Annotated in this window: 21 protein-coding genes; 8 read left to right on the top strand and 13 right to left on the bottom strand. The window is 36.4% G+C overall.

Annotated elements, in window-relative coordinates; all coding sequences use genetic code 11:
- Positions 1-242 precede the first annotated feature (242 nt).
- From JNG87_RS11445 to JNG87_RS11435, 3 genes are all read left to right on the top strand, one after another.
- Positions 243-1,613, top strand: a complete 1,371-nt coding sequence (locus tag JNG87_RS11445) for an AAA family ATPase (RefSeq protein ID WP_202838558.1) — start codon at positions 243-245, stop codon at positions 1,611-1,613.
- Positions 1,600-2,391: an HNH endonuclease gene (locus JNG87_RS11440; RefSeq protein ID WP_202838557.1), complete on the top strand. Its 792-nt coding sequence runs from the start codon at positions 1,600-1,602 to the stop codon at positions 2,389-2,391. Before JNG87_RS11445 ends, JNG87_RS11440 begins: the two co-directional genes overlap by 14 nt.
- Before the next feature lie 865 nt (positions 2,392-3,256).
- Complete coding sequence (locus JNG87_RS11435; RefSeq protein ID WP_238349569.1) at positions 3,257-3,430, top strand: hypothetical protein; 174 nt, start codon at positions 3,257-3,259, stop codon at positions 3,428-3,430.
- A 275-nt stretch (positions 3,431-3,705) separates the two neighbouring features.
- On the opposite strand, the gene JNG87_RS11430 is transcribed toward JNG87_RS11435, so the two are convergent.
- Both JNG87_RS11430 and JNG87_RS11425 read right to left on the bottom strand, forming a co-directional pair.
- Positions 3,706-4,575: an alpha/beta hydrolase gene (locus tag JNG87_RS11430; RefSeq protein ID WP_202838555.1), complete on the bottom strand. Its 870-nt coding sequence runs from the start codon at positions 4,573-4,575 to the stop codon at positions 3,706-3,708.
- Positions 4,576-4,598: 23 nt separating this feature from the next.
- Positions 4,599-5,093 carry a tetratricopeptide repeat protein gene (locus JNG87_RS11425; RefSeq protein ID WP_202838553.1) on the bottom strand — a complete coding sequence of 165 codons (495 nt, stop codon included), beginning with the start codon at positions 5,091-5,093 and terminating at the stop codon, positions 4,599-4,601.
- 155 nt (positions 5,094-5,248) lie between these two features.
- Between JNG87_RS11425 and JNG87_RS11420 the strand changes: the two genes are divergently transcribed.
- Positions 5,249-6,130, top strand: coding sequence for a DUF808 family protein (locus JNG87_RS11420; protein ID WP_202838552.1), 882 nt, complete (start codon positions 5,249-5,251; stop codon positions 6,128-6,130).
- Positions 6,131-6,538: 408 nt separating this feature from the next.
- Here the strand turns inward: JNG87_RS11420 and dnaJ are convergent, their stop codons facing one another.
- The 5 genes from dnaJ to proS form a co-directional block, all read right to left on the bottom strand.
- Positions 6,539-7,657 (bottom strand): molecular chaperone DnaJ, encoded by a 1,119-nt coding sequence (dnaJ, locus tag JNG87_RS11415; RefSeq protein WP_202838550.1) that lies wholly within the window; start codon positions 7,655-7,657, stop codon positions 6,539-6,541.
- Between the two features lie 98 nt (positions 7,658-7,755).
- The gene (locus tag JNG87_RS11410) at positions 7,756-8,295 is read right to left on the bottom strand and encodes a nucleotide exchange factor GrpE (protein ID WP_395974916.1); all 540 of its coding nucleotides are present in this window, start codon (positions 8,293-8,295) and stop codon (positions 7,756-7,758) included.
- 430 nt (positions 8,296-8,725) lie between these two features.
- Positions 8,726-10,060: an Nramp family divalent metal transporter gene (locus tag JNG87_RS11405; protein WP_202838549.1), complete on the bottom strand. Its 1,335-nt coding sequence runs from the start codon at positions 10,058-10,060 to the stop codon at positions 8,726-8,728.
- A 114-nt stretch (positions 10,061-10,174) separates the two neighbouring features.
- Positions 10,175-11,509, bottom strand: a complete 1,335-nt coding sequence (locus tag JNG87_RS11400; protein ID WP_202838548.1) for an OmpA family protein — start codon at positions 11,507-11,509, stop codon at positions 10,175-10,177.
- 118 nt (positions 11,510-11,627) lie between these two features.
- On the bottom strand, positions 11,628-13,103 hold the full coding sequence (gene proS, locus JNG87_RS11395; RefSeq protein WP_110009327.1) for a proline--tRNA ligase: 1,476 nt from the start codon (positions 13,101-13,103) through the stop codon (positions 11,628-11,630).
- A gap of 144 nt (positions 13,104-13,247) precedes the next feature.
- On the opposite strand from proS, the gene JNG87_RS11390 reads away from it, so the two are divergent.
- Together JNG87_RS11390 and JNG87_RS11385 are read left to right on the top strand one after the other, a co-directional pair.
- Complete coding sequence (locus JNG87_RS11390; RefSeq protein ID WP_202838546.1) at positions 13,248-14,321, top strand: prolyl-tRNA synthetase; 1,074 nt, start codon at positions 13,248-13,250, stop codon at positions 14,319-14,321.
- A gap of 53 nt (positions 14,322-14,374) precedes the next feature.
- The gene (locus JNG87_RS11385) at positions 14,375-15,760 is read left to right on the top strand and encodes an OmpP1/FadL family transporter (RefSeq protein ID WP_238349568.1); all 1,386 of its coding nucleotides are present in this window, start codon (positions 14,375-14,377) and stop codon (positions 15,758-15,760) included.
- A 101-nt stretch (positions 15,761-15,861) separates the two neighbouring features.
- Here the strand turns inward: JNG87_RS11385 and JNG87_RS11380 are convergent, their stop codons facing one another.
- The 4 genes from JNG87_RS11380 to JNG87_RS11365 form a co-directional block, all read right to left on the bottom strand.
- Positions 15,862-17,514: a RagB/SusD family nutrient uptake outer membrane protein gene (locus JNG87_RS11380; RefSeq protein WP_202838544.1), complete on the bottom strand. Its 1,653-nt coding sequence runs from the start codon at positions 17,512-17,514 to the stop codon at positions 15,862-15,864.
- A gap of 10 nt (positions 17,515-17,524) precedes the next feature.
- Positions 17,525-20,263, bottom strand: coding sequence for a SusC/RagA family TonB-linked outer membrane protein (locus JNG87_RS11375; protein ID WP_202838542.1), 2,739 nt, complete (start codon positions 20,261-20,263; stop codon positions 17,525-17,527).
- A 279-nt stretch (positions 20,264-20,542) separates the two neighbouring features.
- On the bottom strand, positions 20,543-21,271 hold the full coding sequence (locus tag JNG87_RS11370) for a ZIP family metal transporter (protein ID WP_202838540.1): 729 nt from the start codon (positions 21,269-21,271) through the stop codon (positions 20,543-20,545).
- Complete coding sequence (locus JNG87_RS11365; RefSeq protein WP_202838539.1) at positions 21,271-21,996, bottom strand: class I SAM-dependent DNA methyltransferase; 726 nt, start codon at positions 21,994-21,996, stop codon at positions 21,271-21,273. Before JNG87_RS11365 ends, JNG87_RS11370 begins: the two co-directional genes overlap by 1 nt.
- 137 nt (positions 21,997-22,133) lie before the next feature.
- Here JNG87_RS11365 and JNG87_RS11360 point away from each other — a divergent pair, with 137 nt between their 5' ends.
- Both JNG87_RS11360 and JNG87_RS11355 read left to right on the top strand, forming a co-directional pair.
- The gene (locus JNG87_RS11360) at positions 22,134-23,300 is read left to right on the top strand and encodes a class I SAM-dependent RNA methyltransferase (protein WP_202838538.1); all 1,167 of its coding nucleotides are present in this window, start codon (positions 22,134-22,136) and stop codon (positions 23,298-23,300) included.
- Positions 23,301-23,870: 570 nt separating this feature from the next.
- Positions 23,871-24,038, top strand: coding sequence for a hypothetical protein (locus JNG87_RS11355; protein ID WP_202838537.1), 168 nt, complete (start codon positions 23,871-23,873; stop codon positions 24,036-24,038).
- 67 nt (positions 24,039-24,105) lie between these two features.
- Here JNG87_RS11355 and JNG87_RS11350 read toward each other — a convergent pair whose 3' ends face one another.
- Together JNG87_RS11350 and JNG87_RS11345 are read right to left on the bottom strand one after the other, a co-directional pair.
- The gene (locus tag JNG87_RS11350) at positions 24,106-24,912 is read right to left on the bottom strand and encodes an AraC family transcriptional regulator (RefSeq protein WP_202838536.1); all 807 of its coding nucleotides are present in this window, start codon (positions 24,910-24,912) and stop codon (positions 24,106-24,108) included.
- Between the two features lie 39 nt (positions 24,913-24,951).
- Positions 24,952-25,965, bottom strand: a complete 1,014-nt coding sequence (locus JNG87_RS11345; RefSeq protein WP_202838535.1) for an SDR family NAD(P)-dependent oxidoreductase — start codon at positions 25,963-25,965, stop codon at positions 24,952-24,954.
- Positions 25,966-26,129: the final 164 nt, after the last annotated feature.

Raw genomic sequence — 26,129 nt, 5'->3', positions numbered from 1 at the left:
GGGTTATGGGAAACCGTAAGGTTTTAAGAATCATGTAGTTTATATTTGATGAAATTTCCGTAAAAATACGGGAATTATCTATAATGATATTTTCTATATTTGATAGTTATCATTATAATGAATCATTAACCCAATATAATCACTAGCTATAATTCTAAATGAACTTTTATTGCGATAATACAACAATTCGTCGAAAAAAAATACCGTCTAAACCCAACGGAATAAAATATCCTTGTGTGATTTTGGAAAAAGATAATTGGGATGATTATGGTTTTGAAACGACATTTAAAGCCGCTATATATGATAAAGAAAAAATTAGAGTATACATTGGTGAAATAAAGATTTATCAAAGAGGTACAAAAACCACAAAGTTAAAAGAAAAGTTTACTACTTTGGAAGATGAATACTGTTCATTATGGCAAGAAATAGAAGCTTATAAAGTAATTAACCATTTAGATTTTGGTAAAGAATTATTAACTAGATTAAATGATTTAACTTATAACGAAATATTAAGAAGTAGCTTTGGAGAACTAAGTGGAGTAGTAAGTTCATTACGAAGATTTAGTGATGCTGAAAAAGCATATTTAGAAGGATACAAAATATTAAATAATGAGTCAGATAAAAGTAATTTTACATTTCATTATATCGAAAACGAAAATAGTCATACTCCTTTTGGTCAATTTAGGCTATTATTTTCTAGGGAATTAAGCGGTATATACAGAAATATTGGAATAATAGGAAGAAATGGAGTGGGGAAAACTACGCTAATGGCAAATTTAGCGATTATTTTAAGTGGAGTTAAAAAGTCAAACGCTAGACTTTCTCCGAGACCTGCATTTAGTAAAATTATTGCTATTTCTTATAGTACTTTTGATGATTTTTATAGACCTAGCTTATCTGAGAGAACCTTTAGTTACTCTTATTGTGGAATTCGAGGTAAAAATGATCTTTTGAATCAAATGGAAATAAATAGTTTATTTGAAAAAAGTTATAAAAAAATATTGAAGCTAGACAGAATATCATTTTGGAACGATTGTATTGATATTTTATTTTTAAATCAAAGAAATAATTATTTTAACAATAATGATATTATAAAATCATTCAAAGAACTAAGCTCTGGTCAAAAAATTATGACATTATCATTTACACAAATTATTGCTACTATTACAGAGAATTCTTTATTACTATTTGATGAACCTGAAAATCACTTACATCCAAACGGACAAAATACATTATTTAAATGCTTAGATTATATACTAACAAAATTTGATTCATTTTCTATAATATCTACACATTCACCAATCTTTATACAAAATATTCCTCGGCAAAATGTTTTTAAAATTACATCAACAAATGGTATTCGAAATATATCAAATTTAAATATTGAAACATTTGGTCAGCATTTTTCAAGATTAACAGAGGAAATTTTTGGTTTTAGTGAAAACAATCTTTTTTATATAGAAAAAATAAAAAAAATTGTTTCTACTGAGCAGCTAAACGAAAGTTCTAATATTGAAGATGATTCAAAAACAGAAATGATACTTGAGCTCTCCGAAATGCAATCTCCAGGAGTTAAGTTTAATTTAGAGAACATATTAAATGATAAATTTTAAACAAATATCAAGAATTGAAAATGATGATTTAATATTAATAATCAGTGAAAAGAATAAACCATATAAAGATGATTTGAATATTCTTAAATCTGTAATTCTTAAATCTTATAGCAATTTCTCAGTTATAGAAAATAACAAAAGAATTAAGCCGAGTACATATAGCTCTGTTGAAAAAAAAACATTACAATCATTATACGGTTCTCAAACTAGGACGGCTAAAGAAGTAATAAGATCGATTATTGATAATCTTGATGCAAAGCATGATTCACGATGTCTATATTGTGGGATTGGAGAATACGAAGAAATAGATCATTATCTTCCAAAAGAACATTTTCCAGAATATTCAATACTATTTAAAAACTTAATTCCAATCTGTGGTAAATGTAACAAAATAAAAGGAGATAAAATTCCTGGAACTACTATCGATTATTTACATATGACTTACGATATTATTCCTCTAGAACAATATTTATCATTAGATATTACTTTTAATATCAAAACTCCTATTTTGAATTTTAATATCAAAACAAAATACAATGGTAGCTTAATAGAGAATCATATAGTTTCTTTAAAATTAATAGAGAGATATAATAAAAAAGGAGTACAGTATATATTAAGAATAAAAGCCCTTTATGATCAATATGGAGAAAAATATGCAATTGAGGAATTAGAAAGAAATGATCTGGAAACTTCAGAATTTTATGGTAGTAATTTTTGGAAAAGTGTATTAATAAGGAAGCTTAAAGAAATAAACTATATAAAAGATTATTGTATTTGACCCCAACAATTTTTTACTTTACACTGAAAATATAATATATTGATATTCAGAATTTATTAAAATATTTTGGGATTTCAGATATCAAGAAAAAACCGGAAAGCTTCCTAATATTAGTATTATCTTTGAGGAAGATGGTATTTATATTTGTCAATATAGTTCTTCTTATCTGTGGACAGATTTTGAAGAACTGAAAAACTATATTGATAAAGAGCAAATAGACTATTAACTCATCAATTATCAGGAATAAGCTATGGAAAACTTTTCATAGCTTTTTGTTGAGAAATTGTAAAGGTTTTGATGTTTAATCGTTGTCGAGATTCCTGCGGAATGACAAACTGTGTGGATAATCTAAGCGCTCACTTTGTCTTTCCGAAGGAAACTAGACTCTTATTATAAAGAAATAAAATACAATAAGGTTATCAATAGAATTGGGCTTTAATACGATATAAAAAGAAAAATACAAAAGGCTTTAGATTCTGTGTTAACTTCCAAATATTTTTTATACATTTATATTTATAAAAGCGACCTTGAGTTAGCTTGCGTAGGGTGAACGTCTTTGATTTTTACCCTACTTTCTTCAAAATCTATCTGATTTCCAAATATGAAGATCAGGACTTTGAATAGATAAAGAATTCAATCAAAAATATAGAGCCGTCTCAATCATGAGATGGCTTTTTTATTGCTTATCAATAAATTTTTTAAACGCAAAGATTAATTTGCATTGAGTATTATTTTGAGAGAGCAAAGGTAGGAATCAATGAAATTGATTCTTTCTAAGCGTATGGATATATATTCGTAAGCTTCATCAGTGACAAAGTCACGACTTCTTTGCTTTCTTACAATGATGTATTGTAATTATTATCCTTTGCGTTTAATAATTAAAAAAAATCTGTTAGACATCTTTACTTTTAACCTGAAAGAGAAACTGGAATATATCATTATTGTAATCGTATTGGTAACAACACTTCCGGTAATTATCAAATTTGTTTTCGGGAAAAAAGAAGATCTTTCCAAATATGAAGATCAGGACTTTGAATAGATAAAGAATTCAATCAAAAATATAGAGCCGTCTCAATCATGAGATGGCTTTTTTATTGCTTATCAATAAATTTTTTAAACGCAAAGATTAATTTGTATTGAGTATTATTTTGAGAGAGCAAAGGTAGGAATCATGAAATTGATTCTTTCTAAGCGTATGGATATATTTGTGAGCTTCATCAGTGACAAAGTCATGACTTCTTTGCTTTCTTACAATGATGTGCTGTAATTATTATCCTTTGCGTTTAATAATCAGAAAAATTCTGTTAGACATCTTTACTTTTTAATCCATTCCAGAATATTAGGATAGATAATGCTGTCTCTTTTTCTCTTACTGAAAAATCTGGGTGCATGCCCGGCTCCTTTCATAAAGATGAATTTATGCGGAATATTCATTTGGGTAAGCGCTGAATCCATGGCGATTCCCTGATGCTGGTTGACCAGTACATCATTGTTTCCCTGAAACAACAATGTAGGAACATTGGTAATATTAGCAATAGGACTGGCTTCTTTGAAGGCTTCAGACATATTTTTCCGGTCAAACTTAGTTCCTACTACTTTTTGAAAAGTAGGAGAAGTATATTTTGAATAAAACGATTTAAGATATTCTGAGCTGTAAAAATCTGTTGGGCCGCTTAAAGAGATGATTTTTTTGATCTGTTCAGGATGCTGATATCCGTAAAGTAAGGCGAGATGTCCGCCGGCACTTTCTCCCAAAAGAATGTAATTATTGGGCTGAAGCTCTGCTTTTTCCGCCAGGGAATTGAATTTTTCAATGGCAAGGGCAATATCTTCAAGCTGTTGTTTGTAAGTGATTTTTTCCTTTGGAGAAACCAGCCTGTAATTCATATTGATGCTTGGAATCCTGTTTTCAAAAAGCATCTTCTGAACCTGGATCATATGCTCTTTTTTTCCCAAAGTCCAGGCGCCGCCATGAACGATAAGTACTACAGGAGTATCTTCAGCATAGTTTTTGGGAAGAAAGACATCCATTTTCTGTCTTTTATGCTCACCATATTTCAGATTGTAAATCTTCTGCTGGCCTCCGGGACCTACCCAAACCCTGAATTTCGTATTACAGGACTGCAGCACGAAGCCAACACATCCCATAGCGAAAAAATGATACCGGAGAATGAGCTTTTTCATAAAGTAAAAATAAAAAAATATTATTACAATTCATTATGCAGGCCCTTGGCATAATTGTAAACAGACCGGTTGTATCTTGGCAGATGGCGGGAAAGTGCCTTTAAAGTTAATGATAATGCTTCCTCATATTTCCCGGCCGAAGAAAGAGACAGCGCTAAAAAGGAATCTACTGCATCATTTAGCTCATCAGAATAATGGGCTTTTTCTTCCCTTAAAATATGAATGCTTTCCTCTGTTTTTCCATTATTTCTTAAGGTACTTGCCAGCTGGATTCTTGCTCTTCTTCTTCGTAGGCCGGTTAATCCGTGATCTAATGCCGATCTGTACAATGGTTCTGCTTCCTTTTCATGTCCGGTGGAATCAAAAGCGCAGGCTCTTTCAAAATCGGCAATAGCCTGGGAATTGTTATCTGTAAGTAACTCTACATGATTTTTAATGTGCTGAATAAATGCTTCATTGCTTATCGTTCCCAGTTGTAGCCATAAACTTTGTAATTGGTCTTCCCAGTTTTTATCCATTGAATAGGTTTTAAACAAAGATATAAAATATTGAAAGTGAAGGACTGCTTAATGATTCTCATAATTTTGAAAATTATTGTCATATTATGAATCCAAAAACGGAATTAAATAATTATTTTTGCTGGACTTAACAAAGATTAAAAAATTATTAAAATATGGCATCAGGCTTTTTTGCTATTTTGGATGATATTGCTGCATTGATGGATGATGTAGCAGTTACCAGTAAGATTGCTACACAAAAGACAGCAGGAATTTTAGGGGACGACCTGGCTGTAAATGCAGAAAAAGCCACCGGCTTTCTTTCCTCCAGAGAACTTCCGGTTCTGTGGGCTATTACCAAAGGATCATTTATCAATAAACTGATCATTCTTCCTATTGCCTTTCTTCTCAACTGGCTGTACAAACCGGCTATTGAAATGATTCTTATTTTAGGGGGAATATATCTTGCCTTTGAAGGAGTAGAGAAAATTATAGAATTCCTGTTCCACCGTTCCAAAAAAGGGCACGAAGTCATCGAAGAAAGTGACGAAGAAGAAAACTCTGAAGTTTCTGAAAAAGCAAAAATAAACTCAGCGATCAGAACAGATTTTATCCTTTCTATTGAAATTGTAATTATTGCATTGGGAACGGTTATCCAGCAGGAACATCCGCTTCTTACACAGATTTTAACGGTAACTTTTGTGTCATTTATTGCAACAGTAGGAGTATATGGAATTGTTGCATTGATCGTAAGAATGGATGATGCAGGTTTCAGTTTGATTAAAAAGAGTCATGACAAAGGATTCTTCTCCAAGCTTGGTCATTTATTGGTAAAGGCTTTACCAGTTATCATCAAACTTTTAGGAGTTGTAGGAACGATTGCTTTGATTCTGGTTTCAGGAGGAATTTTTGCTCATAATATTCATTATTTACATGAGCTGCTTCCAACGTGGCCTTCTATGCTGAAAGAGTTTACTTTCGGTCTTGTAGGGGGAATTGCTGCAGTATTGGTTTTCACTTTAGGAAAAGGAATCTATTCTCTGGCGACAAAAAAATAAAACAGAATTAAAATTAAATAATCAAAAAGTCCTGTATTCAAGAGAGTACAGGACTTTTTTTAGGTTCATTCAATATCTTTTAGTTAAATGAATTAAAGTTGATGGGCCTCAATTAATACTCGAGATTAATCATAAGGTTTTCTTATTGATAACCCTTCGACAGGCTCAGGTTGATAACCCAAATATCAATCAAAATTTTAAACATTGTCAGGCTGAGCCTGTCGAAGCCATTGCCACTAAAAGGAATATCAAAAAGTTGAAACAACGTAGGTTGATTTCCTATAAGCATAGGTTTATTGATAAAGCTTTTTCAGTAACAAAATAGTCACTGTTTGCTCTTTTCATTGCCACAAAAGCGGAGCCTTCTTCAAAGCAAAAAAGAGACTTTTTACAAGTCTCTTTTTTATATTAATTGAATAAATCTTTTACTTTATCAAAAAAAGTTTTTTCCTTTCCGGATGGTTCTGCAACCATTTCTCCGCTGGACATCTGCTTTTCAAAGAATTCCTTCTGCTCTTTGGTGAGCTTTTGCGGTGTCCATACATTGATGTGGATGAACATATCTCCTTTACCATAGCTGTCGATGCTCGGAAGTCCTTTTCCTGCCAATCTTAAGATTTTTCCGGACTGAGTTCCCGGATCAACGGTAATTTTCACTTTTCCGCCAACGGTAGGAATTTCTTTCTTGGTTCCTAAAGCAGCTTCAGCAAATGAAACATATAATTCCTGGTGAAGATTATCACCTTCTCTTTTGATCGTTTGATCTACTTCCTCTTCAATAATCACCAATAAGTCTCCCGGAACACCTCCAAATGGGGCATCATTTCCTTTTCCTCTTACATTAAGCTGGATACCGTCTCTTGCCCCTGCCGGAATGTTGATGGTAATTTCCTCTTCATCTTTAATAAGACCCTGTGCATTCGCCCCTGCAGGAATTTTGTCAGCAACTTTTCCAATTCCCTGACATGTACCGCAGGTAGTTTGAGTCTGCATCTGACCGAACATCGTGTTCATCACTTTTAACTGAACACCGGAACCGTTACAGGTAGGACATGTTTTTGAAGTGGCACCTTCCGCCATCTTCATTTTCTTTACTTTGATGGTTTTCTGAGTACCGTTTACCATTTCCTCAAGGTTCAGCTTGATTCTGATTCTTAAATTAGAACCTTTCACCTGCTGACGGCCTCCACCGCCACCGCCGAATCCTCCGAAACCGCCACCGAAAATATCTCCAAACTGACTGAAAATATCCTCCATATTCATTCCGCCTCCGAAGCCTCCGCCTCCGAAACCGCCATTTCCACCCATTCCGGCATGTCCGAACTGGTCGTATCTGGCACGTTTCTGATCATCGCTCAGAACTTCATAAGCCTCAGCAGCTTCTTTAAATTTTTCCTCAGCCTCTTTATCTCCCGGATTTTTATCCGGGTGGAATTTGATGGCCATTTTACGGTATGCTTTTTTTATTTCGTCGGCTGATGCAGATTTGCTGATCTCAAGAACCTCGTAATAATCTCTTTTTGACATGACAATTTTATAATTGATTGTTGATAAATGATAAAAGATATTCTAAAGCTAATAAGTGAAACATTCAATTATCACTCATCATTTATCATTTATGAATTTTAATTTCCTGTTACTACTTTTGCAAAACGGATTACTTTATCATTTAAAGTGTACCCTGTTTCAATAACGTCTACGATTTTTCCTTTCAAATCTTCCGATGGAGCAGGGATCTGGGTAATCGCTTCATGGAAATCAACATTAAAGCTGTCACCAGCCTTTACTTCCATTGTTTGTAAACCTTTTTCGGTAAGTTTATTCTTGAATTTCTGATAGATAAGCTCCACACCCTGAAGATCAGCCGGATTTCCGTTTTTAGCGATTTCTTTTAAAGCTCTTTCAAAATCATCCAAAACTCCTAACATTGAAACCATCATCTCCTGGTTGGCATACTGGAAGAATTCCATCTTCTCCTTGCTTGTTCTTTTTTTATAATTTTCGAATTCAGCATACAGTCTGATGTAACGGTCTTTCTCTTCTGCCAAAAGTTCCTCCGGAGAAGGTGCAGCTGTCACATTGTCCTGTGATGTTGCGTCATTCTGAACATTGTTTTCTTCCTGATTATTGATGCTTTCTTCGTTAATATCCTGGTTTTCCATAATTCAATATTTATTTACTGATTGTTTGACAAAGAGTCTGCCAAATCTGAAATCTGGACATTAAGGCAGAAAAAGAAGTAATGGTGAATCGTGAATACATCAATGCGCTTCGCGTGTGAATTTGTTGTAGGGTAAGATTAATAATTGACTTTGCGAAGCAAAAATTGACTATTGACTATTCATTTATCAATGGTAAAGATGTCAATCCGCTTTGCTTGTAAATTGGTTGTAGGGGTATGATTAATAATTGACTTTGCGCAGCAAAAATTGACCATTGACTATTCACTTATCAATGGTGAAGATGTCAATCCGCTTTGCTTGTGAATTGGTTGTAGGGGTATGATTAATAATTGACTTTGCGCAGCAAAAATTGACTATTGACTATTCACTTTAACAATGCCCAACAGTCAATTTAAAAACGGTCATTGTACCTTTATTCTCCTGTAAATGTCTGATATAACAGATAAAGGTTTAAAACAATAATAATAATGGAAATAATCCATACACAGACTTTCAGGAATGGTTTATTGACAAATTCTCCCATTTTAGCTTTGTCATTGGTAAACATCACCAATGGAACAACTGCAAAACTAAGCTGCATGGAAAGAATTACCTGGCTTAAAACCAATAATTCAGTTGTTCCCTGTTCTCCGTAAAGAATGGCAACAATAAGTGCCGGAATTACAGCAATAAGTCTGGTGATCAATCGTCTCAGCCATGGTTTTAATCTGATATTCAGGAAGCCTTCCATGACGATCTGTCCGGCAAGAGTTCCAGTTAATGTTGAATTTTGTCCGGATGCTAATAAAGCAATGGCAAATGCAATACTGGCCATAGAAGCTCCCAGAATAGGGGTTAACATTTTATAGGCATCATGAATATCCGCCACATGTTCATTACCTGTAGTATGGAATGTAGCAGCAGCAAGAATAAGAATTGCTGCATTGATGAAAAATGCCAACATTAATGAAACGGTACTGTCTATGGTGGCAAACTTTATGGCTTCTTTTTTTCCTTCGGTATCACGGGTATAATCTCTGGTCTGTACAATACTGCTGTGCAGATACAGATTGTGTGGCATTACGGTAGCTCCTAAAATCCCGATTGCTATATAAAGCATGGCAGGATTCTGAATGATTTCCTTTTGTGGAACCAAACCTCCCAGAATCTCATTGAAAGCAGGTTTTGAAATAATGATTTCATATACGAAACACGCCAAAATAATGAAAATAAGTCCTCCTACAATACTTTCGATCCATCGGAAGCCTTTTGCCTGAAGTAAAAGGATGATTAATACATCTACTGTTGTAATAACAATTCCCCAGGTCAGTGGGATATGAAATAGCAAATTTAACGCAATAGCAGAACCGATAACCTCGGCAAGATCACAGGCCGCAATGGCGATTTCGCAGAACACCCAAAGAATAAAATTCGTGGTAGGACTGAAGTGGTCTCTGCAGGCCTGGGCAAGATCTCTTTCTGCAACTACCCCAAGTTTTACAGACAAGTGCTGTAAAACCATTGCAAAAATGTTTGAAATAAGAATCACTGAAAGAAGGGTATATCCAAACTGGGCTCCTCCTGCAATATCTGTTGCCCAGTTTCCCGGATCCATATAACCTACGGCAATCATCAGTCCTGGTCCTGCAAATGCAAGATACTTTCTCCAGAAAGTTGCATTTTTAGGGACTTTGATTGATGAATAAACCTCTGATAGGGAATGGTTTGTTTTATCTTTTCGCCAGGCGCTCTTTATATTGAAGTTCATAAATGTTAGAAATGACTAACAAATTTAATTAAATAAATGTAAACAGAAAAATCATCGCATAAAAAAATCCCGGAAATTTGCTTTCCGGGATCTAATTTTTATTGAATCTAAAGATTATTTAGCAAATCTTACAGCCATTTTTCTGTCTGCAGCTCTTTCAGCATCAGAAGCTGTAGCATCAACTTTAGCAAATTTACTTCCATAGCCTTCAGCTTCTAAAACCTGAGCACCAACTCCTGCTTTTACTAAAGCAGCCTTGATATATTCAGCTCTGGCTTTTGATAGTTTTACATTGTTGGCTTCGTTTCCGGTTTTATCCGTATAACCTCCGATTTTGATTTTTGCATCTGGGAAAGCCTTAAGGATAGCCACCAGGTTATCCAATTGTCCTTGTGAACCTGCCTCAAGCTCAGTTGCACTTCCCATTTTGAAATTTACGTGATCGAAATCGTACCACTTATCTTTCAATGCTGCATCATCAGCGGCATTTTTGTAGTTTCCGGATTTCAGGAATGTAATCATCTGATCTTCCATTCCTCCTTTATAACCTTTTAACATCACTCCGTTAAGATCAATGTCTTCATCTGTTTTAGCTGTTGCCGGAGCAGGTGTTGCTGTTCCCGTTGTAGCAGCAGTATCTGTTGTTGCTGTACTGGTTGCTGCTGAGTCAGATGTTGTGGTAGTAGTGGTAGTCGTCTGCTTTTTCTCACACTGTTTCCATAAGAAATAAGCAGCAGCTATCAATAATAAAAGCGGAAGCAACCATTTCCAGATTGAACCTCCGCCTTGATTATTGTTGTTATTATTTTCAAATCGTTCTCTTACTTCTCTTGCTCCTTCTGAAACATTTTCTCTTGCTGTAGCAACACCTTCTGCGATGTTATCTTTAGCAGTAGACGTTACTGAAGAAACCGTTTCTTTAGCCTGTCCAAACCAATTCTCAGCTCCTAATCCAAAGGATGCCAAAGAAAGACCTGCTGGCAGTAAAGAAGAAACAATGCCTTTCTGATCATGCAGTAAGCTGGAAATACCTGAAGCACCCAGATTATTGTCTGCTGCATATTTTCCAATAGTGCCTACGGTAGCTCCAGTCACCAGGTTTAACAAAGAACCTGCAGAGGTATTGCTGACACCTGAAAAACTGGCAATGGAATTCACTAATGCACCTACTTTATCTCCAAAAATGGAAGACAACAAGTTTGAAATAACAGGACTGCTGGACGAACCTCCTAATAAATTTCCTAAAATTCCACTTGAAGAGGCTTGTGTAATTGCATCCACAACGCCAGGCTTATCTGCATTATTGGCTAATCCACCTACTACAGCAGGTAATAATCCGCCAATTGCTTTAGAAATACCGGATTCACTTTCTCCAAACTGCGATGCAGCCTGTGAAACCAATGCGGGACCTAATTGTCCTTTAATTAAATCAATGACATTTAAAGACATAATAATAAATTTTTTTGATTAATGTTGAGATAAATTTAAACAAAAATCCGTCCAAATGTCACTTTTTTTTGAATATTTCTTTAAAAATTAATGATTTTTTTCTAAATCATTAAAATTTTTAATAAGCTTTTGCAAATAATACACGTCTCTTAGATGGTTTTCCTGAAATCAAAGAAATTCCTTCTTCTACGTCATCATCCAAAGGAATGCATCTGATGGTTGCCTTCGTTTCATCTTTGATCTGTTCCTCTTCTTCAGCTGTCCCATCCCAATGTGCATAGATGAATCCACCTTTTTCTTCCAGAACTTTTTTGAATTCTTCATAAGTATCCACTTTCGTGATATTATTTTTTCTGAATTCAAATGCTTTGTTATAAATGTCCTGCTGAATCGTTTTCAACAGATCTTCGATATAAGAATCAAGTCCTTCAATAGAACGAACTTCTTTAGTCAGGTTATCTCTTCTTGCGATTTCCACAGATTTATTTTCAAGGTCTCTAGGTCCCATAGCAATTCTTACAGGAACTCCTTTCAATTCATATTCTGCAAATTTCCATCCTGGCTTGTTCTGGGTGTCATTATCAAACTTCACAGAAATTCCTTTTGCTCTCAGTTTAGCCTGAATATCCAAAGCCACTTCACTGATCTGCTCCAGCTGCTCTTCTCCTTTAAAGATAGGAACAATCACGACCTGGATTGGAGCAAGGGTAGGAGGCAGTACCAATCCGAAATCATCAGAGTGGGTCATGATTAATGCTCCCATCAGACGGGTAGAAGTTCCCCATGAGGTAGCCCATGCATGTTCAATTTTTCCTTCTTTGTTGGTGAATTTTACATCAAATGCTTTTGCGAAATTCTGTCCTAAGAAGTGAGAGGTTCCAGCCTGTAAAGCCTTTCCGTCCTGCATCAATGCTTCAATACAATAAGTCTCATCGGCTCCTGCAAATCTTTCAGAAGGTGTTTTCAACCCCTGAATAACTGGAATAGCCATAAAGTTTTCTGCAAAATCAGCATATACTTTGTTCATTTTTTCTGCTTCTTCCACAGCTTCATCTTTTGTAGCGTGAGCGGTGTGCCCTTCCTGCCATAAGAACTCTGCGGTTCTTAAGAAAAGACGGGTTCTCATTTCCCAACGAACAACATTCGCCCATTGGTTGATTAATATCGGCAAGTCTCTGTAAGACTGAATCCAGTTTTTATAGGTATTCCAGATAATTGCTTCTGAAGTAGGACGAACAATAAGTTCTTCTTCCAGTTTTGCATCCGGATCTACAATCAGTTTGGATGGATTGTCCGGATCGGTTTTTAACCTGTAGTGGGTAACAACAGCACATTCTTTTGCAAAACCTTCTGCATTTTTTTCCTCAGCCTCAAACAAACTCTTGGGCACAAAAAGCGGGAAGTATGCGTTAACGTGACCTGTTTCTTTGAACTTTTTATCCATTTCATCACGCATTTTTTCCCAGATCGCATAGCCATACGGTTTGATCACCATACATCCACGCACGCCTGAGTTTTCAGCTAAATCAGCTTTTACAACCAGCTCATTATACCATTTGCTGTAATCTTCGCTTCTTGAGGTTAATTTTGCCATTATTTTTTTTAATTTTTTTAACTTTTGTACATTATTGTTATCTAAAAATAAAAATCTATTTTTGATAGATTTTTTTACCAGTATTTTGGTACATTTTTGGTACAGATTGCAAATATAATTTAAATTAAAAATTTTTACGTTATCATGAAAAGAAATATACATAAAAATTTGCTTGGTCTGCTAAGATCCAAAGGGATATTGGCTGTATCGGGCGGATTATTACTTGTGTCTTGTGGTGCTCAGATGGGAGGGTATAGCGAGACAGATGGGGTGTATTACGACCCCAATAAGGATACGCTACCTGAAGGAGTTATCATCAATGATAGCGGAAACAGAGTAGGAGAATATTATGACTACTATCAGGATTCCAATGTAATTCAGAATGCACAGACGAATTCCCGAGAGCAGCAAAACAGATATAATGACTGGAGCAATACCAATCCAGACTGGAATTCCAATGCTACAGACTCAGATTGGGGACTTTATGCAGGTTCACAAACGAACTACTATGACAACTCATGGGGATGGGGATCTCCGTGGGGATGGTATGGTGGTTACAGCCCATATTGGGGCTGGGGCTGGAACCGCGGCTGGGGCTGGGGTGCAAGTATGTCCTGGGGTTGGGGCGGATCATTCGGATGGGGCTGGGGAGGCTCTTTCGGATGGGGAAGTCCATACTGGGGATACGGCTATGGCGGATACTATGATCCATTCTGGGGCGGATACTACGGTAACCCATATTGGGGATACGGTGGAGGTTACTGGGGTGGTGGCTACTACAACAGACCTGTTTACAGAAGAAGTGGTGTCAGCGGAGGCGGATTCCAGAATACAGGGGTAGCCAACGCAGTTTATAGAACGAATACCAACAATTCAGGTTTCAGAAATACGAATGGTGGTTTCAGAAATACCAATAACAATGGTGGTTTCAGAGACAGTAACAGTAATGGCGGATTCAGAAACGGTAACTCCGGAGGTTTCAGAAATACACAGTCTAATGGTGGATTCCGTAACTCGGCACCACAAACAAGACCTAATTACAATTATCAGCAACCACAACCAAGATATAACAATAATAACGGAGGCTTCAGATCTAATGATTCAGGAGGTTTCAGATCGAGTGGTGGCTTCAACTCCGGAGGTGGAGGCTTCAGAGGCGGTTCTTCAGGAGGCGGCGGAATGAGATCCGGCGGTGGAGGCAGAGGAGGCTTCAGATAATATTCAAATTAATAAACTATTTAAAAATAATGTTAAAAAAATCTTTAGTATTAATGAGTATTTCTGCTGCATTTTATGCACAGGCTCAGGATGTTTCTGTCATAAGAAATACGGTAGAGGTTTATTCAAGTACTCCTATGGTGGGATCAGCTAAGTTTAATGCGATGGCTGGTGCTAATGGTGCACTGGGAGGTGATGCAAATTCTTTGCTTACCAACCCTGCAGGTTTAGGAGTGGCTATTTCAGGAGAGGTTTCAGGAACTTTATCTATTTTAGGAAATAAAAACACGAGTTCGCTGGCGGGATCTTCAATAGACTACAGCAAAACCAAAGGAGATCTGGGGAATGCCGGAGGGATTATTGCTTTTCCTTTGATGACAGAAACCGGCTGGAAATTCATCAATATTGGTATTAATTTTTCTAACCAGACGCTGGATAATGTAATCCAGACGCCGGGTAATAATAATATCGTTTATGCTTTTGATAAGGATGATATTACCAAAGACGCGGCATTGGCAGGACATATGTATGAAAGATACGGTAACCTGTCAAAGATGAGTTTTGGGGTAGGTGCCAACTATAATCATAATTTATATTTAGGAGCAGGTTTCAATTTTTTCAATGCTTCATTGGATCAGTATGATAGTTTGTTTTACCGAAATCTGACCAATAATTCCACAGAAGGATTCAGTAAGCAGGATACTCCTTATTCAGAAAGATCATCAGGTTTTTCTGCTTCATTAGGGGTAATCGGTAAGCTAAGTCCAAATTTCAGATTGGGAGCATCTCTTGAAACGCCTACATTCTGGACAATAGACAGAAATTATTATTTCTATAACGATCCTGTGTATGGAGATGATATGGGAGCTGAAAACAGAAAGTTCACTTCACCGCTTAAAGCAACAGTGAGTGCTGCTTTTGTAGCGAGTAAAAATTTCTCATTGAACGTAGATTATACCCTTGGACTTACAAAACCTGATTATAAGGTATATGGAGGTGCGGAAAGAGCTTTGAATGACTTCTTCAAAGAAAATTACAAGAATCTTTCTGAAGTAAGAGTGGGAGCGGAGTACAGACTACAGCAGTTCAGATTGAGAGGAGGTTACGCCTACCAGTCAACTCCTTTTGATGCCCTTACGATCAGCAGATTTAATGATGCAGGTACTGTAGGAGATCAATCGTACAGCAATATGATGCTAAGTGACAGAAATACCCTTTCTTTTGGTATCGGGTATGACTTCAAATCATTCTATGTAGATGCATCTTATCAGAATATCTCATCTAAGTATACTAATCCTTTCATGAGAGGATATATGGATGGAAATTCTGATTCATCTTATTATTCTGCTAATAACATCTTTGAAAGTGATGCGTATGCGGCAAGTGAGGTGAAAAACAACAGGAATAATTTCTTCCTTACAGTAGGATGGAAATTCTAAGTTAGAATATCAGAATATATAAAGAGAGGCTGCCCATATTCAGGACAGCCTCTTTTTTGTTGATTTTAAATTTTTGATTGCTGTTGATTTCCGTATCATTCTTAATCCGGATTCTGCACCAAATTTGGCTGGATCTGGATCTGCTGCTCGGGAATATATTCTACCACTCTGTTATGGGTATAAGGTACTGTATAAAAAGCATTATTTCCACTTAAATGAGTTCCGGGATATTGTCTGTCGAGATCCAGTTTGTTTCTGAAGACATCGTATCTTCTATGTCCTTCAAAAGCCATTTCCAACCTTCTCTCCTGTAGAACAATGTCCAGAATAGTCTGCCCTGCAGGGACTGAATTATATACAGGTATTCCTGCTCTTGTTCTGATAATGTTTATGTCTGCGAGTGCTGAGGTAGTATTTCCTTTTTTTGCATAGGCTTCAGCTCTGTTCAGGTATAGTTCTGCCAGTCTTATAATAACCGGCGACCATAACTGAGGAACCCCTTCCTGTAATGAACATTTTAAAACATAAAATTTAGGATATCCGTTTCTTTTATCCATATCATTATCAAGGTAGACGTAAGTTTTCCCGCCGTTTGCGTTAACAAAATAATAGTTTGTTTTATTGGGGGCTGCTTCAGATAGTACCTGATAATTGATATTATTCATGGTAAAATAAGTATTTCCATTCTGCTGGAAGGTTTTTTGGAACTGATAGCTGTAGGTTGCGGCCCCGGATGAGCTGGTTCCTTTTTGCACCCAATAGGCTACGGGAACTACCGGGCTGCTGTATTTTGGAGAAATAAACTTCAGCCTTACATCCTGGGGATTCTGATTGATGAGATCCAGGTAAGTGGAAGATGCATACATTTCACCCCAGCCTACATTCTGTATGGTAGCATACATGGAGCCTATAGTAGACCAGCCATCACTATAGTCTCCATCTTTATTATATTTAAATGCAAAAATGGTTTCTGTATTGGTTTCCGGAGTTTTGGTGGCATAAGCTGACAGCTCTGCTTTGGGCAGGAGTGTATATTTTCCGGAATTGATGACTTTATCTGCATATTCTATCGCTTTATCATTGTTTTCCATGTACAAGTAGACTCTGGAAAGTAAAGCCTGCGCTGCTTCTTTGGATGCATATATATTGTTTTTATCCAGGGTCATCAGTTTTTCTGCTTTCATAAGATCGCTTACCACCTGATTGTATACTTCTCCTACAGTGGCTCTGGCGGGCAAATCGTTGACATCGTCAGATAGTTTTAAGGGGACTCCGGGATTACCTGTTCCCTGATTATACGGTCTTCCAAAAACGTTGACCATAGAAAAGTATACATAAGCTCTCAGGAAATAATTTTCGCCGATCAGCTGATCTGTTTCTGTGTCTTTTCCTTCAGCAATCTTTGAGATCAATCTGTTGCAACCGATGATAGCTTTATATCCTGAGTTCCAGATGATATTGGTTCGGTAGTTGTTTTTAATGCTTTTATAATTATAATAATAAAAGAATGAATCGCTGGTCGTTCCGCTGATATCAACATTATCGCCGCCATATTCACTGATTCTGTACAGGTTGTTGTAAAACCCCCCACCTTCGGCATCCCCTTTAAGCAATGCGTAATTTCCTAGCGTTATGGTTTTTAGTCCTGTTGCATCTGCCAGGACCACATCAGACTCCTTTGAATCATACGGTGAACGGTCTATATTACATGCCGTTAATGACAGTATGAGAATGGGAATAAGTATTTTTTTCATAATTATTTTTTTAAAAAGAAAAGTTTAAGCCTAATGAAAATCTTCTTGGAATAGGGTAGATAGCTCCGGCATTGCCAGAATAGACACTTTGGTTGTCTGCATTACCAACTTCTGGGTCTACCCCGGAAAATTTGGTGATAGTAAATAAATTTTCACCCATAATATAAATATTCGCTGATTTTATTTTCATCTTTTCTGTTAGAGATGTTGGTAAATTATATCCTATTCTCAAGGATCTTAATTTGACAAAGCTGACATCCTCAAGATAACGTGACGAGGGCTTATTGGTTAATGAATTATTGTTGTATACAGCAGCCGGATGGGTTGCGATATCTCCCGGCTTTTCCCATCTTGTCCATCCGTTTTCTAAAACCATCTGGTTGTAATAAGGATAGGCGCCGTCTGAATCATATAATTCCCTGTACCTATTATAGACTTGCCCACCCTGTGAGAAATAAAGATTTGCAGCAAGATAGAAATTTTTGATATTGAGATTAGTGCTTACAGAACCGTAATAATCCGGCGTGGCTGTTCCTACTACCTGTACGGTAGCCAGGTTATACTTTGAAGTTGCACTTCTGCTTCCGTCCGGGTTGATTACTTCCCATTGTCCTTCGCCATTGTCCGGATTTACTCCCAGCCACTTTCTCATATAGAAAGAGTTAACGTCATATCCCGGTATGGCTACATGGTAATTACCTAATACCTGTGTGCCGTTATTTCGGGTCGAAAGTACACTGTTTTTATAAGTACTGATATTGAATCCCAGATCCCAGCTGATATCTTTTGAGCGGATAATAGAATAATTTACATTGAATTCCCAGCCTTTGTTTTTGACATCACCAATATTCAGGTACTGTCTGTCAACCCCTGTTAGTGATGGCAGAGAAACAAGCATCAGCAAGTTTTTCGTTTTATTGTTAAAATAATCAATATTTAAAGTCAGCCTGTTGTTAAATGCCCTGATATCTGAACCGATATTATTCTGATAGATGGACTCCCATGTTAATTCCGGATTCCCTAGCTGATACCATGTTGCTCCTATTTGTCCGTTATATTTTTGTGTCAACGCATATAAGTCCTGCCATCCATAATTAGGACTGGGTGTATTTCCCACAAGACCCCTGCTCGCCCGTAATTTCCATTCATTAACAGGTTTTATCTTGAAAAAGTTTTCTTTATGAATATTCCATCCTGCACTGTATGCATAGAATAAGCCGTTTCTTTTGTTGGCGCCGAATGCAGAAGATGATTCGCTCCTTAGCGATCCTTGAATACTATATTTTTTATTAAACACATATTCAACGTTAAACAGAAAAGCATTATAAGCTCTGTCTGATTTGGTTCCCGATGGTTTTTCACCTGTTGTGGCACCTGTGTTGAAAATATCTGTATCAGGTACTATCCCATAAACACCTGCTTTTGAGGCTTTGTAGAATCTGTCGGTATATTCATACGCAGCTAATGCATTGATATTATGATTTCCGAAATCTTTATCAAACCTCAGCATCTGGTTGAAAAATTTGCTGATATCTTTTTGATAGTTTTCTGTCAGTTCACCTTTATTACTTGTTCCGCTGATCGATCTGGGATCAGTATAGTACATATCATCGTAGTTTTTATAGGTAATATTGTTGGTACTGATGAATTTGAGATAATCGGTAAGTCGGATTTCAGCATCTATATTTCCGATAAGATCCAACTGATTGCTTTTACCATAGTTCCATTGAAGGTCATACAGATAATTGCTTTTATCCCTTCCATACCAATCTGTGTAATCCTCATCCACCCGGATCAGATTTCCATTGGCATCTCTGGGGTTGTCCCATGGCATATTAAGGTACATCTGATAAAGCGAAGCCTGAGTATCTTTTCCGGTAGTATATGATAAGCTGATTTTGGATTTCAGTATCAGCCACGGTTTTATGGTCTGCTCATGATTGATTCTGAATGAGAATCTGTTGTATTCATCTCCTTTTATTGTCCCGGTTTCATTATAATAATTTCCTGAAATATAGGTTTTGGAGCTTGATGATCCTCCCTTGAAATCAATAGTGTAATTTTGTACAATTCCTGTTTGTGTACCACCCTTCAGCCAGTTGTAGCCATCATTTCTAAGTGCTTCAGGGATTTCAGGGGCTCCTTTTAATGAAGTGAAATAATCATACAGCTGTGTTCCGTTCATCAGTTTGAAACGCCCGTTGTTAAACACATTAAAAGAATTATTAAGAGATGCACTTAATGTTCCTTTTCCTGAATTTCCTGATTTGGTAAATACCTGTACAATACCATTGGCAGCTCTGGAACCATACAAGGCTGTAGAAGCAGCATCTTTCAGGATGTTGATACTTTCAATCTGGTTGGGATCCAGATTGGGAGTATAGGGCATTACTACACCATCCACCACCCAAAGGGCAGAACTGGGACCATTGATAGTGGAAGTACCCCTGATTTTTACAGTGGCTACTGAGCCAGCAGAACCTCCACCTGGCAAAATCTGAACACCGGCAGCTTTTCCCTGCAGAAGACCGGATACGCTTGGAGTATTGGAATCCTGAAGTTTTTTGTCGGAAATAACAGAGACAGCGGCTGTAAGACTGGATTTTTTCTGTGCTTTGTAGCCAATAATTACAATGTCATCAATTTTTTTTTCTTCTAAAGAATCTGTTTTCTTTGTGGTCTGGGCTGCCATAAAACCCGTCATTAAGAAAAAACAGACTGATGTTGTTAAGTTTTTTTGTTTTTTCATACAATTTTTTAGATGATGGTAATGTGGCTAATGTACGAAAAACAATGTATTGTTGTTAATATTTTGTTAAAAAATGTTAAACAATATGTTTTATTGTGTTTTTAAATGTAAATATTTAATTTTTATTTATTTTTTAATGTAAAATATTTTTAAAAAAACAAATTTTAACTTATTTGTCTAAAATGCTATAAGTAAAAATCCACGGGGCATATCGTGGAAAATATATATTATTAATACAACCTAAAATGAAAAAGCTCCGGATTCCGGAGCTTTTTATGTTTAATGAGAATGAGCAGGGGGGTGTTGATGGAAAACATGCATCATCAATGCGAGTGAAACTCCTAAAACAACCAGCCCGATTTTTACCCAATCGATATTGTGATTTTTATTGCTTTCAAAAATGATCACCGATGAGATATGAAGGAAAATTCCTCCTACGATAGCCAGGAAATAAGGCTGAAGGTCAGGATTGAAATAATTTCCTAATAACATTCCCATTGGAGAAGCCAATGCAAATAAAGCTACAATGAGAATAGAAGGATAAGATGAGGAACTTTTTGATTCTCCTTTTCTGTTAAATAAAAATGCACCCAGAATAAATGAAATAGGAAGATTGTGAAATACAATTCCCCAAAGGTAAGGCGACATTTCGTGCTGCTCGTTAGCCAAAGGAATTCCTTCAATAAAAGCATGAATGAATAATCCTACCATTAAAGCAACAGGAAGAATATTGTGTTCGCTATGATGATGGAAGTGCCCGTGTTCAAAACCTTTGGTAAGAGCTTCCAGGATCATCTGGAGAAGAACTCCTGCAATTACAAATATCCCAAGGCTGCTGCTTCCTGCAGAGGTATACACCTGAGGAAAGACTTCGTTGAGACAGATTGTAATCAAAAAACCGGCACTCAGTATCAATAGATTTTTGGCCAGCTTCTCTTTTTTACCAAAGTGTTTTCCAAGGAATACTCCTGTTACGACACTTAAAATCAGTAAAAGTACTGTTGTCATTATTTTTTCTTAAATAAATTGATGCAACGCGGGGAATTTTCTTTCTTAAATTCATTCAGCTGATAATCTCCCCAGATTTTTATTCTTTCAAACCCACATTCAGAAGCATAGGCATGAATGGCTTCCAAAGTATGGAGCTTTACTTTTTCAAAGAAATGAAACGGCTTACCGTCAGCCTCAAAACGGATGTCTTTGATGACATGTCTTCCTTCGATTTTCTTTAGGATTCTGAACTCAATATTTCCTCTCGTGATCGTTGTTTCAGGAACCAAAGTACTTCTTACAAATTCCTCATTCAGGTAGTCCAATACAAAATATCCTCCTGGTTTTAAAGCATTGTAAACGGATTGAAATACTTTCTTATCGTCATTTTCATTGTCAAAATACCCAAAACTGGTAAACAGATTGAATACAGCATCCATAGGATCTGCATCAATAGGGTTTCTCATATCATGAACTTCAAAAAGCAGTGTCTGATTTTCATATTGTTTGTCAGATTCAATACTTTGTCTTGAAAGGTCCAGTCCCAAAACATCATACCCTAATTTGTTAAGGAAAACAGAGTGTCTTCCCTTTCCGCAGGCAAGATCTATGATTTTCGACTGAGGCGGAAGCTGAAGATCCGCTGTGAGCTTTGTAATGAAGTTTTCAGCTTCAGTATAGTCTCTGTTGCTATAAAGCAAATGATAATAAGGGGTATCAAACCAAGATTCAAACCATTCCATAATGCAAAAATAACTAAATTTGTGCGGTTAAAAGCAAAGTATTTTACAACATTAAGAGATTGAAAAATTCAATTGGATAAGAAATTGGGTGGTTAATCTTTTAGTTTTTAAAGCTTTAAATCTTTTAATACATACTTATGGATACAGAAAATATTAAAATACAGATAAAGACATTCTTCGGATTGGAGCAGATTCTGGCGGAAGAAATCAAAAAATTGGGCGGAAGAAATGTTGAAATTAAAAACAGAGCGGTAAATTGTGAAGGAGATCTGGGTTTTCTTTACAAAATCAATTATTCTGCAAGAACGGCATTGAAAATATTGGTGCCCATTCATGAGTTCAAGGCTTTTAATCAGCATCAGTTCTATGACAGGTTATTCAAATTTGAATGGGATAATTTCATGGATGTTGATCAGTCTTTCTTTATTGATGCTACGGTCAATTCTGAAACGTTCAAACATTCTCAGTTTGTGACTTTGAAAATGAAGGATGCCATCGTGGATTATTTCCAGGAAAAATTCAAAAGACGCCCGAATGTGGAAACGAGAAATCCGGATATCAAATTCCATCTTCACATAGACAGAGAATTGGTAATGATTTCTATGGATTCTTCAGGAGATCCTTTGTTTAAAAGAGGATATAGAAGAGAGCAGGGAGAAGCGCCTATCAATGAAGTATTGGCAAGCGGAATGCTTCAGCTGGCAGGCTGGGACGGAAAAGGTAATTTCCTTGATCCGATGTGCGGTTCAGGAACATTATTGATTGAAGCAGCAATGATTGCAATGGATCTTCCGGCTCAGATTTTCAGAAAAAGGTTCGGATTCCAGAACTGGAATAACTATGATGCAGACCTGTTTGCAAAAATTAAAGAATTCAGAATTAACAGAATCAGACAGTTTGATGGAAAAATTGTTGGATATGACATCGATGCAAGAATGCTGAATGCGGCAAGAATGAACGTGGAAGCAGCGGAAATGGAAGATGTTATTGAGATTAAAAAACAAAACTTCTTTGATTCTAAAAAAGATCTGTTCCCTTTATTAATGGTATTCAATCCGCCATACGATGAGAGAATTTCCATTAATGACGATGATTTCTACAAGAAAATAGGAGATACCTTTAAAACCCATTATCCGAATACCTTAGCATGGCTGATCTCTTCAGACCTTGAAGCGGTGAAGAAAATCGGTTTACGTCCTTCAAGAAAGATCAAACTTTTCAACGGAAAACTGGAAACAAGATTTTTACAGTATGAAATGTATGAAGGAACGAAAAAGGTACATAAACTGGAAGAAAATAAATAGCAACAAAAAGTGCTGGGACATTTTTTTGATCTATTAGATACTCTATTTAGTGTGTCCGGACTGTTTCAGAGCGGTTCGGGATCATCACGTTTAAGTTCTGAAAGAAAGAGCCTGAATTATGATGATAAACTTCAAAAGAAAGAATTTAAGAGATCAAAATACTTCACAGAGAAAGCAAGTGCAGTTGCTTTGTTATTGGCAGCATTTTCTTTTTTTATTGTTTTTAAAGATCCTTTACCTGTACAAAACTATACACCAACCCTAGTGGTGGCTTCTTTAATAGGAGCCGGGATTTCATTTTTAGTATTTTTTGTGTTGCACGTTTTGAAGCTTTATTACTTTAAAACATTGTTCAAATTACTATTCTTCAGCTGTTCAGTAATAATTTTCATTATTTCTGCAATATTATATGTCTACTTTAAGTCAGGATGGTTCATATAACAAAACAAAAACAGGTTTTAAAGTAAAAGGATAGAGGCTGTAGAACAATGGAAAGTCGGAAAAAATATATGAAGAAACGAAAAAAATACATAAATTAGAAGATCATAATTCATAAACTCGGAGATTGAAATGTCCTGGAATTTTTTAGATATATTTGATGTGGTTCTTGATTTATTTGGTCTGCTTGGTTCCGGATCAAAATCATCACCTTCAAAACCTGAAAGAAAAGCTTTAAATCATCATGTGATATCTCAAAAGAAGCAGTTAAAAGATACAGATATTCCAAAGAAAAATTAACTTGTCATACATTATAAGTTTAATTGAAATAATAAAAGGTTGTACAGATTAGTACAACCTATTTTATTTATCGTGTCATTGATGGCGCAAAGCCATACTGTTTTTTAAAGGCATGTGAAAAATGGGAAAGGTCTTCAAAACCTACTTCCAGAAAAACATCGGAAGGTTTTTTATTCTTTTCTGATAAATGATAATAGGCAAGTTCAAGACGTTTTTGAGTAAGCCATCGCTGCGGAGTTGTTTGAAAAATCTTTCTGAAATCCCGGTTGAAAGTAGATAAACTCCTTCCTGTCAGATATCCGAACCTTTCCAATGGCATATTGAACATATAATTTTTTTCCATAAAACTGATCAGATCTACTTTTCCCGGCTCATCAAAATCGGCGAGTATATAATCTATCTCCGGATCAATTTCCCTTACAATACTGATGGCTTCAGTGATTTTTAAATGGGCAATATTCTCAGGAAGCGGATCTTCCATTTCAAAATAAGGTATGAGCGATGCAAGACAGCTGCTCAGAAGCGGATGACTGCTGAAGCGATGAATACTGGCTTTGTGATTTCCGGTCTTCCTCTGCTCATCAACAGAACTGTAAAAATTCTTCAGGCGTTCTGTGGTAAGATGCATGACTACCGCTTTATGCGGAAGCCCGTCTTTGGGATAATTGATAATCGTGGCAAGATGGTTTCTTGGAATCAGGAAAATATCTCCAGCTTTGAAAACATAGGTTTTATCTGCTTGAATAATTTTCGTTTCTCCTGATATGAACCAAACCAGCATATGGTATTCAAAAACTGTTTCCGTTTTGAAGAGCTTGTCATCATAACTGGAAAGCTTGATATCCGGGGTGAGGTATTGTATCTGGAAATCCATTGTCAAAAGTTTTTCATTACAAATGTATTTAAAAAACAGTTATTGGGTATCGAACTCAAATCCCAGCATCTCTTCACTTAATTTCCATAAACGGGCAGCATTGTTTTTGTCGATGGAATAAGGTTGTACTCCACGAATAGTAGCCGGTTCATCAAATCTGTGCTCAATTTGCCCTCTGTCTACCTCTGCAATATCACAGTTTTCACAATACACTCCGCCAATTCCGTTAAGTTGAGGCGTCACAGCACACCAGACTGTAGTAGCAGCCCCTTGTGGAATTGTTTTTAATCGTGCTTCAACTTCAGGTTTTATATTTCCGTTTTCGTCATGCGTTCCAAGCTGTTTAAAAAGCTCAACAGGTTCTTCTCTGCCCAGATCAGTACCATATACAGAACCGGGATGGAGAGAATAAGCTCTGATATCGAATTCTTTTCCTTTTTCATCTAGTTCTACGGCAAACAGATTACAAGCTGTTTTGGATTGTCCGTATCCGGAAAGGGTATCGTAATTTCTTTCCTCAAAGTTGGGGTCTTCAAAATTAAAAGGAGCCATCTGATGTCCATACGAAGAAACACTGATAACCCTTGCTCCATTTGCTTTTTTCAGAGCCGGCCATAATTTTGAGGTGAGATGGAACTGTCCAAGATAATTGGTCGCCAGCTGAGATTCAAAACCCCTGCTGTCTCTGCGGAGTGGTACCCACATAATCCCGGCATTATTAATAAGAAGATCCAGTTTTCTGCGTGATGAGACGAATCTTTCTGCAAAGGCATCAATGGATGCCGGATCCATCAGATCCATTTTTTCAAGTTTGATATTTTCAATTCCTGTAAGGTTTTTTCCTGCCTTTTCAATATCTCTTGCAGGAATAATGACATAGGCTCCGGCCGAAGTAAGTACTTTTGTAGTTTCAAGTCCGATTCCTGCGTAGCCACCGGTAATGATCACTGTTTTTCCAGTAAGATCAATTCCCTGAATAACTTCCTGTGCTGTTGAATAAGCGTTAAAGCCTGACTGAATGGGTTGCTGTAATGTGCTGATAATTGGTTCCATTTTTTTGTGGGTTTAAATTTCTATAGCAAAATTAGGAGGGATTCCGGATGTTTATTTTGTTTAGAATGCCAAATTACTTGGTTCAGAATTTCATTGATAAAATATGTACAGAGAGAAGAATACAATGTAACATCGTTAATTTATCTGAATAAGCTGTTAAACTG

Origin of the sequence: Chryseobacterium cucumeris, from assembly GCF_016775705.1 — a bacterium.
GTDB classification, from domain to species: Bacteria; Bacteroidota; Bacteroidia; order Flavobacteriales; family Weeksellaceae; genus Chryseobacterium; species Chryseobacterium cupriresistens.
Note: the sequence above shows the minus strand (reverse complement) of the source record. Positions and strands in the feature narration are given on the sequence as shown.